Below are 12679 nucleotides of genomic sequence, written 5' to 3'. Positions count from 1 at the left end.
GGGCCGCGGGTCAGGGACGTGGCATGTTCCGGAGGTTGGAGCGGGCCATCTGGAGCATCCGTCCCACTCCGCCGTCCAGCACGATCTTGCTGGCGGAGAGCGCGAATCCGGTCACCATGTCGGCGCTGATCTTCGGCGGGATGGAGAGCGCGTTCGGGTCGGTGACCACGTCGACGAGGGCGGGGCCCTTGTGCTTGAAGGCGTCCTTGAGGGCGCCTTCGAGCTGCTTGGGCTTCTCCACCCGCACCCCGTACGCCCCGCAGGCACGGGCGACCGCCGCGAAGTCCGGGTTCTTGTTGGCCGTACCGAACGAGGGCAGCCCCGCGACGAGCATCTCCAGTTCGACCATGCCGAGCGAGGAGTTGTTGAACAGGACCACCTTCACCGGCAGGTCGTACTGGACCAGGGTGAGGAAGTCGCCCATCAGCATGCTGAATCCACCGTCGCCGGACATCGACACGACCTGCCGGTTCCGGTCGGTGAACTGGGCGCCGATCGCCTGGGGCAGAGCGTTGGCCATCGAACCGTGGCTGAACGAACCGATCACCCGGCGCTTGCCGTTGGGCGTGAGATAGCGGGCTGCCCACACATTGCACATACCGGTGTCGACGGTGAACACGGCGTCGTCGTCGGCGAGTTCGTCGAGCACCGAGGCGACGTACTCCGGGTGGATCGGAACGTGCTTCTCGACCTTGCGGGTGTACGCCTTGACCACGCCCTCGAGCGCGTCCGCGTGCTTCTTCAGCATCCGGTCGAGGAACTTGCGGTCGGTCTTGGCCTTCACGCGCGGTGTGAGGGACCGCAGGGTCTCGCGTACGTCACCCCAGACCGCCAGATCGAGCTTGGAGCGACGGCCCAGGTGCTCGGGGCGCACATCCACCTGGACGATCTTCACATCGGTCGGGAGGAACGCGTTGTAGGGGAAGTCGGTCCCCAGCAGGATGAGCAGGTCGCACTCGTGGGTGGCCTCGTAGGCGGCGCCGTAGCCGAGCAGCCCACTCATCCCGACATCATAGGGATTGTCGTACTGAATCCACTCCTTGCCGCGCAACGCGTGCCCCACCGGGGCCTTGACGCGCCCCGCGAACTCCATCACCTCGGCGTGCGCGCCCGCGGTGCCGCTGCCGCAGAACAGCGTCACCCGCTCGGCCTCGTCGACCATCCGGCAGAGCTTCTCGATCTCCTCGTCGCCGGGCCGCACGGAGGGCCGCGTGGTGACCAGGGCGTGCTCGATCGACTTCTCCGGGGCGGGCCGGGCGGCGATGTCGCCGGGCATCGAGACGACGCTGACCCCGCCGCGCCCGATCGCGTGCTGGACGGCGGTCTGGAGCAGCCGGGGCATCTGCTGCGGGTTGGAGATCATCTCGTTGTAGTGGCTGCACTCCTGGAAGAGCAGCTCGGGATGGGTCTCCTGGAAGTAGCCCAGCCCGATCTCGCTCGAGGGGATGTGCGAGGCGAGGGCGAGGACCGGGGCCATGGAGCGGTGGGCGTCGTAGAGGCCGTTGATGAGGTGCAGGTTGCCCGGGCCGCACGACCCGGCGCAGGCCGCCAGGGTGCCGGTGATCTGGGCTTCCGCGCCGGCGGCGAATGCCGCGGTCTCCTCGTGCCTGACCTGGATCCATTCGATGGCGGCGTTGCGCCGGATGGCGTCGACCACGGGGTTGAGACTGTCCCCGACGACGCCGTACATCCGCTTCACCCCCGCCCGCACGAGAATGTCGACGAACTGTTCCGACACGTTCTGCTTGGCCATGGGGGTGCGCCCTCTCTGCGTGTGCTCGGCGCACATGCGGCTGTCCCGGCTCCGGGGCCGGGACAGCCGGCCGTCGGACTCCGGAGTCCATCAACCCATGGGGTGCGGCGTTACGCCTCCCAGACCGCGGCGCTCGTGCGGTCGTCGGCGTACCCCTTGGCCCTTGTCTGGACGTCCGCGAGGAACGCGGCCAGCCCCGGGGGCGCGGCGGCGCCCCAGCGTTCGGCGAGCTCCTCGGAGAGGGCGGGCTCGCCCCGCATCGGTTCGGCCAGACCGTTGCTGCAGAGCAGCAGCGTGTCCCCCGGACGGGCGACCGACGCGCGGAACCGGAAGGGCTCGGCGGGCGGCGGCACCGGACTCTCGATGTACGGGGACGGCGGCGTCGCGATCTGCAGGTCCATCGTCAGCCGGTCGCCGCCGGGTCCCTCTTCGCTCTCCGTACCGGGCTGGGGTGGCGAGCCGAAACCGACGACGGGTTCCCCCCGGCCGGCACCGGCGGGCGGCACCGGCGGTTCGAGGTCCTGCCAGGCACCGTCCCGGAGTCGGAACAGGCCCCCGTCGCCGATGCCGAAGAAGACCCGGGTGCGGCACCGGGGGTCGGCCGACAGGAGCAGGCAGCGCAGGCCCACGGTGTAGGCGTCGGCTTCGATGCCCAGCTCCGCCGCGCGGGCGCGCAGCTTGCCGTAGGTCCGGTCGGTGAGACGGTGCAGACCCGATTTGAGATCGCCCCTGCGTCCCGCCCTTATGTCGTCGGAGAGCCTGGTGTGGCTGCGGCCGACGGCACTCCCGATCCAGCGGCACGCGTCGGCGGCGGCGAGATGCGCGTGCTCGGCGGCCCGGGCACCGCCGGCGACCGCGACCAGGACGAGGGAGCCGTCACCGGCACCGAAGCGGGCCGTCAGCAGGGCGTCACGCCGGGGCTCGCCCCGGAAGCGCGCCGAGTCCCCGCGTACGGAGGCGGCCCGCAGGGTGTACGTCCCGTACCGGGCGCCGTCGAGCACGGTGTCGGCGACGAGCCCGTCGAGGTCACCGGGGCCCGATACGGGCAGGGCCACGGGTTCGGCGTCGTAGGTGGGCGGGCGGTCCCCGATGTGGCCGACGACGGGGCGGGGGGCGGGGACGGGGTCCGAGGGCTGTCCGGGGGAACCGTCGGGGGTGGACCCGGCCTGCGCCGCCGCGGCACCTGCGGGCCCGGCAGCCGGCTCGGGCGGCGGCGCGGTGGCGAAGGTCCGCGGCTGCGGGGATCCGGCCGGGGGCTCCCACGGAGCGGGGCACGCCACCGTGCGCGGCGGCGTGGGGGGTGGTGGCCCGGCAGGTGTCCGCGGCACGGGCGGTACGGCTCGCGGTGGCGGGGGCACGCCGTCCGCGGCGGACCGCTGCGGCACCGGGGGCACCTCCGGTGCGGTCCGCTGTCGCCGGTGAGCGCCGGTGGGCGGCACGCCGGGATCCGAAGGCCTCGCGGGTAAGCGCGGATCGGGTACCGGGACAGCGGCTCCGCCCTCCTGGACGGCGAAGGCATCCGGTGCCGGGGTGGTGCGATGGCGGCCGGCGCCCGGGCCTGCGCCTGTTCCCGTTCCCGGGCCGTCGTTCGTTTCCGGGTCTGCGGGATCCTCCGGCGTACCCACCGCATCCGACGCGGAGTCGAAGCGGTCGTCGAGACTGTCGGCCGCGTTGCTGGGCCCCGTGTCCGGCGCGGTCTCGTCGTACAGCCTGCGCCACCAGTCGTCCTCGTGGGCGGCGGGCGTCTCCCCCTGCTGACTCATGCCCATATTGTCCACCGCGCGAGCCGTGCGAAAACGGTTCATCCGGAAAAGAGGCCCGGAATTGACAGCCGGAAACAGGTCCGCCGGGCGGCCCCACCCCCCACGGGAAGGACGCCCGGCGGACGGTCGGGGTGACGTCAGCGCACTGCGTACGCGTCGGTCACGGTCTGGATGACGGAGTTGCCGTTGGCGTCCGTCAGTTCGGTCTTCAGAGTGACGGGCTTGCCGGCCGCTCCCGCGTGGTTCACGGTCGCGGTCCAGCGGCCGCCCTTCTCCGCGGTGGTGGCGGCGGTCCAGGTCTCACCGTTGTCGTACGAGTAGGAGACCTTGGCCGCGGTCAGCCTGCCGGGCGTGTAGCCGGCGTGGCCGGTGACGCTCAGGTCGATCTTCTGGCCGTCCTGCGCCGCCAGGGTCTTCAGCCCGTCCGTCGCCAGGTCGTAGCCCGGGAAGAGCAGCGGAATGCCCTGGGAGTAGGTGTTCTCCTCGCGGTGCGAGCGGAACTTCCAGACGGTCTGGGTCTGGGTCGACCGCTTCCAGACCGCGGCCGGCTGACCCATCTTGTAGGTCACCATGGTGAGTTCGTACGCCGCATCCTCGGCCGGGACGGTGAACACTCCGGAAGGCCAGCCGGAATGGCCGAGCTCCTCGCCACCGCTGGTGAGCGTCATGCCGCCCAGGTCGCCGAAGGAGCCCTGCAGTCCGCCGTGTTCGGTGTCGGCCCAGAAGCCCGGGGCGACGCCGATCAGGTTGTCCTGACGCTCGGCGGCGAGCTGCTGCTCGCCCTGCAGGCTGAGCGGAGCCGACGGGCCGAGGATGCCCCGGTACCAGTTCTCCGTACGCTGCTGGCCCGCCTTGTACGTACGGGGCTTGTCGAACATGGTCTCGCCCCAGGGGAAACTGGAGGAGATGAAGCGTTCCCAGCGGCTGTCGCCCGCCGAGTAGTACTCGGTGCGCTTGCCGGGGGCGGCGACGGCGTCGGACGTCCCGGCGTTGAAGCGTGTGCCGTACGGGCGGGAGACGACCATCGAGTCGACGTAGTCGGCCGCGATGCCCATGGCCTCGTACGTGGCGGTGCTCTTGCCGAGCTTGCTGTCACGGACCTTGTAGGTACGGTCCGAGGTGATCGGGCCTGTCTCGGGGAAGCCGAGGTTGTAGACGAACGGGCTGGCGGCAGTGCCCTTCCAGCGCAGTGTCACGGGACCGTCGGCGAGAGCTGCGGTCAGGCCGGCGGCCTCACCCGCCTCGACTGCGAGGGAGGGCAGCGGCGCCTGTCCGTAGCCGACGGACGGCTGCCAGGGGCCGGCGGACGGCCGGTGCACGATGATCGCCTTCGCACCGGCGGCCGCGGCGTTGCGCGCCTGGACGGTCATGAATCCGTCGTCGGCCACCTTCACCAGGGCGATCCTGCCCCTGACATCGGCGGCCTTCAGCTCGTCGGGGGTGCCGGTGCCCGCGTCGACGAGCGCGGCCTCGCCCGTACCGTCGAGGTTGACGGAGCCGGTGCTCGCCGTCCTCGGGTGCAGTGCGGCACCGCCGACGACCGAGAGCTTCTCGATCTGCGGAGCGTACGCACGCCAGAAGCTGGCGAACTCGAAGTCGCCGTCACTCGCCCTGCCCTGGACGTCGACCACGTAGTTCCTGATGGCGCGCCCGGCGCTGATGGAGCCCGAGTGCAGCCAGACGTCGTCCCAGCTGCGGCCGAAGGCGAGCGTCGCGGAGCGGGTCTCGGACGTGCGGTCCTCCGTCCGGACCTGGATCCGATGGGCCTCGCGGGCGTCCAGGACCAGGACTGTGTCCTTGGTGACGTTCAACTGCGGCCTGGCGAGGTATCCGACGGATTCGACCATCCTGCCAGTGGTGTCCTTCAGGTCCGGCGAGGTGATGAAGCTGGAGACGAAGTAGGCGCCGGGACGCACCTCGTAGACCTGGTCGGTCGAACCGTCGTTGAAGCGGCGCTCGCCGGAAGCGGTGTCGGTGCCGATGACGTCCACGGAGGAGCTGCCGGCGGCGGGCTTGCCGGTGCGGTCGACGAGCTTGACGCGCAGGGTGACCGTCTCGGCGCCGACGTACAGCGAGAACGGGGTGGAGACCTTGACCCCGCCGGGGCCGGTGGCCAGCACGCGTCCGGTCACATCGCCGTACTGGGCGGCCTTCAGGCTCGCGGTCGGGTCGATCTTCAGCGGAACCGTGACGGTGGCTCCGGCGGGGACGGTGACGGTGCTCGCCTCAAGCCTGGCGACCGGGGAACGGACGGCCGAACCGTCGTTGCCGGTGACGCCCTGGACCTTCAGCGACAGCTTCACCGGCTCGGTGCCGGAGTTGGTGTACGGGACGTCGACCGCGGTGCGGTCGCTCCTGTCCTGCGGCCAGTTGAACGTGCCGCCCTGGAGCGCGGGTGCGCCGACGACGGTGGTGTCGATGGCGGCCTTCACGTCGAGGCGTCCGCCGCCGGTCTCCCGCACGTCGCCGGGGATGTCGCTCTTCGCGGAGGAGACGAGAGCGGCCTTGATCTGCTGTGCGGTCCAGTCCGGGTGACGCTGCTTCACGATGGCCGCGGCGCCCGCGACATGCGGGGTGGCCATCGACGTGCCGGACATCGTCCGGTACGCGTACACCCCGCGGCCACCGGCCGCCGCGGCCGAGATGTCGACGCCGGGGGCGGAGAGCTCGGGCTTGAGGGTGTGCGAGCCGATCGCGGGTCCGCGGCTGGAGAACTGGGCCGTGGAGTCGTCCCGGTCGACGGCTCCGACGGTCAGCACACCGGGGGCGCAGCCCGGCGAGGAGACGGTGTTCAGTGTCGGACCGGAGTTGCCGGCCGCGATGACGAACAAGGTGTCCTTGCTCCGGGCGAGCTCCTCGGCGGCGACGCTCATCGGGTCGGTGCAGTCGGTCGGCGTCTGACTGCCGAGGCTCATGGAGACGACGTCGGCCTTCTGGTCGACGGCCCACTGCATACCGGCGATGATCCAGGACTCGGCGCCGGAACCGCTGTCGTTGAGGACCTTGCCGGCGAGCAGGTCGGCGCCGGGGGCGACGCCCTTCTTCTTGCCGTCGCTCGCCGCACCGGAGCCGCCCACGGTGGAGATGGTGTGGGTGCCGTGGCCCTGCCGGTCGTCGGTGGTGTCGGAGTCCGTGAAGTTCTTCGAGTCGGCGATCCGGCCCTTGAGGTCGGGGTGTTCGGCGTCGACACCGGTGTCGAGGACGGCGACCTTGGTGCCCTTGCCGTCGAATCCGGCGGCCCAGGCGAGGTCGGCCCCGACCTGCGCGGTCGACCGGTCCAAGGTGGCCTGGACCTTGCGGTCGAGCCAGAGCTTCTTCAGACCGTCGGCCGAGCGGGCGCGCGTGCCGGTGACGTCGGCCCAGAAGGCGGCGGTCTGCTTCTTGTCGGCCTTGAGCGCGACGCCGTCGACGGCCGCGAGGTCGGGTCCGCGCTCGGCTCCGCGCGGAGTGGCGGGGGCGCTGCGCCCGGTCCGGCCGGTGTACGTGGCGATCAGCGGGACCGTCGTGGAGTGGGCGTCGTCGTAGCCCTGGCGGATCAGTCCGGTGACGTTGAAGAGTTCCTCGTCGACCGTGCCGGAGGCCAGGGCGGCGACGGCCGCCTCCGGGTAGACGTACAGGTCCTTGCCGGCTTGCCGGGTCTGGACGAGGGGGACCGTGCCGTCCTCGCGGGGCAGGGCGGTTGCGGAGTCGGCGCCCGAACCGTCGGTCCTCACCAGGATCTTGTCGCCGGTGACGAGGGTGACGGTGGTCGGGACATCCTCGGAGGCTGCGGCCGTGCTGCCGGTCAGCGGTCTCTTGGCGGTCGAGTCGTCCTGTGGCGCCGCCACGGACGGTGCGATCGCGGTGACGGCCAGGACGGCGGCGGTGGCCGCTCCCAGCGCCGTACGCGATATCGGGCGCATCGCTCTCCCCAGGTCATTCCGGAATGCATCGGCACAAGGCGGCACATTCGAAAGGTTGTTGGTGCTGCGGTGGCGCCACATTGGCAGAGCTGCCGGTGGTACGGGGGATGATGTGCCCGGCGGGTTTGCGCCGTGGCCGTTTTCCGCCACGACCGGCCGGCCGACCAGGCGCACAGACGCGCGCACACCATCCTGGGGAGGGTCGGTAGATGTTGGCAGCGATAGGTCTCGACGAGAGACAGGAAGCGGCCTACCGGGCGCTCGTCGCGGCGGGAGCCGCAGAGCTCTCCGATCTCGCGCGCCGGCTCGCCCTGCCGGAGGCGGACACGGAGCGGGCGCTGCGCCGGCTGGAACAGCAGGGTCTCGCCGCCCAGTCGTCGTCACGGACGAACCGCTGGGTGGCTGCGCCGCCCGGGGTCGCACTGGGCGCGCTGCTGACTCAGCAGCGGCACGAGCTGGAGCAGGCCGAGCTCGCGTCCGCACTGCTCGCCGAGGAGTACCGGGCGGAGGCGGCCGAGCCCGCGGTGCACGACCTGGTGGAGGTGGTGACCGGTGCGAGTGCGGTGACGCATCGCTTCCACCAGCTGCAGCTGGGCGCCGTCTCGGAGGTCTGCGCGCTGGTCACGGGAAAGCCCATCGCGGTCACGGGCATGGAGAACGAGTCCGAGGAACAGGCTGCGATGCGCGGAGTGGCCTACCGGGTCGTCGTCGAGCGCGATGTGCTCGAGCTGCCGTCCGGGATCGTGGAGCTCTCGGCTGCGCTGAGCCGCGACGAGCAGTGCCGGGTGGTCGACCGGGTGCCGACCAAACTGGTGGTCGCCGACGCTTCACTGGCCATGGTGCCGCTGACGGGGCGCGGGGCCGAGCCGGCCGCGCTCGTCGTCCACGGCAGCGGTCTGCTGGAGTCGCTGATGGGACTGTTCGAGGCGGTCTGGCGCGATGCGATGCCGTTGCGGCTGGGTGAGGGCGGCGTCCACGAGGAGGCAGGCACGGGGCCGGATTCCACCGATCTGGAGATCCTGTCGTTGTTGCTCGCCGGTATGACGGACGCGAGTGTGGCGAAACAGCTGGAACTGGGCCTGCGGACCGTGCAGCGGCGGGTGAAGGGACTCATGGAACTGACCGGGGTGTCCACACGGCTGCAGCTGGGCTGGCACGCGTACGAACGCGGCTGGGTGGCCCGGGCGCCGCGCTGACCGGCTGGGGGTTCGCCCCCCGTCGGACCTGCGCTGACGGGCGGGAACAGGCGGACTCCGGCAGGCTTGTCGAATGAGTGTGTGGCAGCTCGTTGCCGTGGGCGCGGTGATGCTGCTCGGCCTGGTCGGTGTGCTGGCGCCGGGTGTGCCCGGGCAGGCGATCGTCTGGGCCGCGGTGCTGTGGTGGGCACTGACGGACACGACGCCGCTCGCCTGGGGGGTACTGATCGGGGCGACGTGCCTGCTCCTGCTTAACCAGGCGCTGAAGGCGCTGCTGCCGTCACGCCGCCCGCAGGAGTCGGGAGCTCCCCGCAAGACGCTGATGATCGGCGGGGTCGCTGCGATCGCCGGGTTCTTCGTGGTGCCGGTGATCGGCGGGTTGCTGGGCTACGTGGGCGCGATCTACGGGGCCGAGCGACTGCGGCTGGGCACCCGCAGGGCGGGCTGGACCTCGGTCAAGTCGGTCATGCGGGCGACGGGCTACTCGGTGCTCCTGGAGCTCTTCGGCTGTCTGCTGGTGGTCGGGGCGTGGCTGGGCGCCGTGATCTGGGGCTGACGGGCCTGCGCCTACCGCCCCGGGGGCGCTCCTCGGTCCGCGAGCTCCAGGTGTCGTACGGCGTACGAACGCCAGGGCCGCAGGCCCTCGGTCCCCCGTGTCCCGTGCGGGTCCACATCGGGATCGCCCAGTGCCCGCATACGGATCAGTCCCGCGGTAGCCGGTGCGATCGCGCGCAGCCGCCGCAGTGCCTGCTCCGCCTCGTCGCGGTCCGCTCCGGCCTCGAGCCGTACGGTTCCGTCGGCCAGGGCGCCCGCGAGCCCACGCAGGATTGGATCCTCGGCCCGGACGGCCAGCACGTCCGGTTCGGGGAAGACATGGGTGAGGCCGCCGCACGGCACGTCAAGGACCTTCCCGTACCGCTCCACCAGTCCTTCGGCGGCTTCCGTGCCCACGAGGGCGCGCACGGCGAACTCCTCCGGGTCCGCGGCGCCCGGCGAGCGCAGGCCGGGGCGGGCCGCGACGAGCGGTGCCAGCCGCGGATCGGCACCGAGTGCCTCGTCGACGGCGTACGGATCGGCGTCGAGGTCGAGGAGCCTGCGCAGCCGCTGTACGGCGGTGGTCAGGTCGCGGAGGTCGGTGAGCGCGATGCGGGCCTCCAGCCACGGTCCGGCGGAGGCCTCGTCGACGGCGACGACTCCGGTGCCGTACGGGAGCCGGAGCGTGCGCCGGTAGGTGCGTGCGCCGGGGGCTCCGCCGATCTCCTCGATCCTGGCCACGGCCTCGGCCCCGAGGAGGTCGAAGACCTCGCGGGCTGCGTACGGGCCGCGATGGGCGAGCCGGAGCGGGATTCCGGCCCTTCGTCCCTCGCGCAGCCCCCCACCGGTGCCCGTGCCGGCCTCGGTCCGAAGTGCGCTGGGGGTGCGGGCGTAGATCTGCCGGATCGTGTCGTTGAACTGGCGCACGCTGGCGAAGCCGGACGCGAAGGCGATCTCGGTGACGGCCAGGTCCGTGGTCTGCAGCAGGAGCCTGGCGGTGTGGGAGCGCTGGGCGCGCGCGAGGGCGACGGGGCCGGCTCCCAGCTCGGCGTTGAGCTGGCGCTGGACCTGACGTGCGCTGTAGCCGAGCCGCCCGGCGAGCCCGGGGACGCCTTCCCGGTCCACCACGCCGTCGCCGATCATCCGCATGGCGCGGCCGACGACATCGGCACGCACATTCCATTCGGCGGAGCCCGGCACGGCGTCCGGGCGGCAGCGTCTGCACGCCCGGAAGCCGTTGCCCTGGGCCGCGGCCGCGGTCGGGTAGAACCGCACGTTCTTCCGCTTGGGGGTGACGGCGGGGCAGCTCGGCCGGCAGTAGATGCCGGTGGTCGCGACGGCGAAGAAGAACTCCCCGTCGAAGCGCGCATCGCGGCTGCTCACCGCCTCGTACCTGGTCTGTTCGTCCATCACACCGTCCAGTGTGCGCCCCGTCCCCGAGGCGCACTCGCGGTTTTCGGACGTCGAACCAGGTGGTCCGCCCGCTCTACCGCATCCGGCCCTCCCGCTTGAACTCCATGGCGGCCCGGCCCTCCGCGCCCCTGCGCTTCCATTCACGCATGGTCTCGCTGCGCAGCCGGGCGTCCGTCTTGGCCGCGATCCGGTGGTTCTCCCTGAGCAGCTTGCGGTAACTGTCGAGGCGCCGTTCCGGCAGCGTCCCGTCCTCGATCGCGCCGAGCACGGCGCAGCCCGGCTCGGCCTCGTGGCCGCAGTCGTGGAAGCGGCACTGCTGCGCCAGGTCCTCGATCTCCGAGAAGACCTGGCCGACACCGGCCTCCGCGTCCCAGAGCCCGACCCCACGCAGCCCGGGGGTGTCGATCAGCACGCCGCCGCCGGGCAGCACGAGGAGGTTGCGTGTCGTGGTGGTGTGCCGACCCTTGCCGTCCACGTCGCGTGCCGCCCGGACATCCATGACGTCCTCGCCGAGCAGCGTGTTGGCGAGGGTCGACTTGCCCGCGCCGGACACCCCGAGCAGCACACTCGTACCGCCCGCGACGATGGCACCGAACACATCGACCCCTTCGCCGGTGGCGGAGCTGACGGGCAGCACCTGCACCCCGGGGGCGATGCGCTCGATGTCCTCGACCAGATGGGAGAGCGTGGCGGCGTCCGGGACGAGATCGGCCTTGGTGAGCACCACGAGCGGGTGCGCCTCGTACTCCTCGGCCTGTTTCCCGTCGCCCAGCAGGGCGGCACCGGCGGTGCTGGACATGGCCAGGGCCAGGAACCGTTCCAGCCGTCCGAGATCCAGCTCGACGGCGAGCGAGACGCAGATGACGATGTGATCGATGTTGGTGGCGAGCACCTGGCCCTCGGAACGCTGCGAGGACGTCGAGCGTACGAAGGCGGTGCGCCGTGGAAGGAGGGTGCGGACGAACTGCGGGTCGCCGTCGGGGTCGACGGCCACCCAGTCGCCGGTGCAGACGATCCGCATCGGATCGCGGGGCACCACGAACGCGGTGTCCGCCCGGAGGGTGCCCTCCGGGGTGACCACGTCGCACTGCCCGCGGTCCACCCTGACCACGCGGCCGGGCAGGAGTCCCTGCTCGGCGTACGGGGCGAAGGCGGCGGCCCAGTCGTCGTCCCAGCCGTACGGAGCCAGCGGGTGCGACGAAACGGAAACCGGAAGAATGGGGAAAGACAAGGGAAACCCTTCACAAGGGTGGCCCCGGCACCGCGCGCTCGGGCGCGGAGAAGAAAGGTGAAGGTCAGCCGGAGGCCACGGGGGTGAGAACGATGCTCTTCTGGTTGTGGGCAGCGCCCATCGCAACGACAGTCATCAATGTCCTCACCTCCTGGTTCCTTGAACTGCGCACACATTAGCCCGGGACGGCCCGGCAGCGTCAACAGGTTTTCCGCGCGTGACCACACGGCTGTCGCCTTCGCTGGAATTGGTGCGGAATCTACCTCGATCAGGTGATACGCATGCACATCGACCGGTCTCGGGCCGTTAGTGTGCCGGACATGACCTCACCCAATGCCGCCACCGCCCCTTTCTCCCCTGCCCAGTTGGGCACACAGATCCTGATCGGCTGGAGCGGGTCGAATCCTGGAACAGGGCGTGAGACCGCCTTCCTGCTCACCTATTCGCTCGGGGACGGCCCGGACGGGCCGGAAGCCGGCGAGAGCGCCATGCACACGGCCCTGAAGCGCAGCGGCCTGCGCGTGGGAGGCGAGACACTGGACGCCTCGGATCTGCCGAACCTTCCCGTGAAGCTGCTCGTCCAGGCCGGTCAGGCAGTCGTGACGATGCCTCACTTCACAGCACAGTGCCCCGTGCCGCGCGAGTGGCTGGATGTGGCACGGTCGGAGGGCAAGGTGCACGGGATGTTCGCCACACGCCCGTGGCCCGCGGCCGTCCCCGGGCAGCCGGTCAGCGAGGAGCTGCTGCGGTCCTTCGTGGCCGACCCGGAGGTCATCAGGACCTCCGCCCACTGCCTCATGCCGGTACGCAGCCTGGGCTGACCCCTCGCCCCCGGTCCGCACAGCGCACAGGGCGATGCCCACCACCCCCCGTGGAGTGGTGGGCAT

At 71.4% G+C, this 12679-nt stretch carries 8 protein-coding genes; 3 read left to right on the top strand and 5 right to left on the bottom strand.

Annotated features, from left to right (window positions below):
- Positions 1 to 10: 10 nt before the first annotated feature.
- From ACFW9O_RS19550 to ACFW9O_RS19540, 3 genes are all read right to left on the bottom strand, one after another.
- Positions 11 to 1753, bottom strand: coding sequence for a pyruvate dehydrogenase (locus ACFW9O_RS19550; RefSeq protein ID WP_384610851.1), 1743 nt, complete (start codon positions 1751 to 1753; stop codon positions 11 to 13).
- Positions 1754 to 1863: 110 nt separating this feature from the next.
- Entirely contained in the window at positions 1864 to 3516 is a 1653-nt protein-coding gene (locus ACFW9O_RS19545; protein WP_384610850.1) for a protein phosphatase 2C domain-containing protein, read from the bottom strand.
- Positions 3517 to 3653: 137 nt separating this feature from the next.
- Positions 3654 to 7418 (bottom strand): S8 family serine peptidase, encoded by a 3765-nt coding sequence (locus ACFW9O_RS19540; protein WP_384610848.1) that lies wholly within the window; start codon positions 7416 to 7418, stop codon positions 3654 to 3656.
- A gap of 209 nt (positions 7419 to 7627) precedes the next feature.
- Between ACFW9O_RS19540 and ACFW9O_RS19535 the strand changes: the two genes are divergently transcribed.
- Complete coding sequence (locus tag ACFW9O_RS19535; protein ID WP_384610847.1) at positions 7628 to 8614, top strand: helix-turn-helix domain-containing protein; 987 nt, start codon at positions 7628 to 7630, stop codon at positions 8612 to 8614.
- 73 nt (positions 8615 to 8687) lie between these two features.
- Positions 8688 to 9170 carry a DUF456 domain-containing protein gene (locus tag ACFW9O_RS19530; RefSeq protein ID WP_384610845.1) on the top strand — a complete coding sequence of 161 codons (483 nt, stop codon included), beginning with the start codon at positions 8688 to 8690 and terminating at the stop codon, positions 9168 to 9170.
- Between the two features lie 11 nt (positions 9171 to 9181).
- Here the strand turns inward: ACFW9O_RS19530 and ACFW9O_RS19525 are convergent, their stop codons facing one another.
- Positions 9182 to 10558, bottom strand: a complete 1377-nt coding sequence (locus tag ACFW9O_RS19525; protein WP_384611284.1) for a DNA-3-methyladenine glycosylase 2 family protein — start codon at positions 10556 to 10558, stop codon at positions 9182 to 9184.
- A gap of 76 nt (positions 10559 to 10634) precedes the next feature.
- Positions 10635 to 11792, bottom strand: coding sequence for a ribosome small subunit-dependent GTPase A (gene rsgA / locus ACFW9O_RS19520; RefSeq protein ID WP_351182408.1), 1158 nt, complete (start codon positions 11790 to 11792; stop codon positions 10635 to 10637).
- A gap of 320 nt (positions 11793 to 12112) precedes the next feature.
- Between rsgA and ACFW9O_RS19515 the strand changes: the two genes are divergently transcribed.
- Positions 12113 to 12613: a DUF5949 family protein gene (locus ACFW9O_RS19515; RefSeq protein ID WP_384610843.1), complete on the top strand. Its 501-nt coding sequence runs from the start codon at positions 12113 to 12115 to the stop codon at positions 12611 to 12613.
- The last annotated feature ends 66 nt before the right edge of the window (positions 12614 to 12679 follow it).

Source organism: Streptomyces sp. NPDC059499 (genome assembly GCF_042749285.1).
Lineage (GTDB): Bacteria > Actinomycetota > Actinomycetes > Streptomycetales > Streptomycetaceae > Streptomyces.
This window is presented reverse-complemented; position numbering and strand designations above follow the sequence as displayed.

Excerpts from the sequence above, each read along its gene's own strand:
- ACFW9O_RS19540 (WP_384610848.1), bottom strand. The coding sequence starts at position 7,418 with ATGCGCCCGATATCGCGTACGGCGCTGGGAGCGGCCACCGCCGCCGTC.
- ACFW9O_RS19515 (WP_384610843.1), top strand. The coding sequence starts at position 12,113 with ATGACCTCACCCAATGCCGCCACCGCCCCTTTCTCCCCTGCCCAGTTG.
- ACFW9O_RS19535 (WP_384610847.1), top strand. The coding sequence starts at position 7,628 with ATGTTGGCAGCGATAGGTCTCGACGAGAGACAGGAAGCGGCCTACCGG.
- ACFW9O_RS19525 (WP_384611284.1), bottom strand. The coding sequence starts at position 10,558 with ATGGACGAACAGACCAGGTACGAGGCGGTGAGCAGCCGCGATGCGCGC.
- ACFW9O_RS19550 (WP_384610851.1), bottom strand. The coding sequence starts at position 1,753 with ATGGCCAAGCAGAACGTGTCGGAACAGTTCGTCGACATTCTCGTGCGG.
- ACFW9O_RS19545 (WP_384610850.1), bottom strand. The coding sequence starts at position 3,516 with ATGAGTCAGCAGGGGGAGACGCCCGCCGCCCACGAGGACGACTGGTGG.
- ACFW9O_RS19530 (WP_384610845.1), top strand. The coding sequence starts at position 8,688 with ATGAGTGTGTGGCAGCTCGTTGCCGTGGGCGCGGTGATGCTGCTCGGC.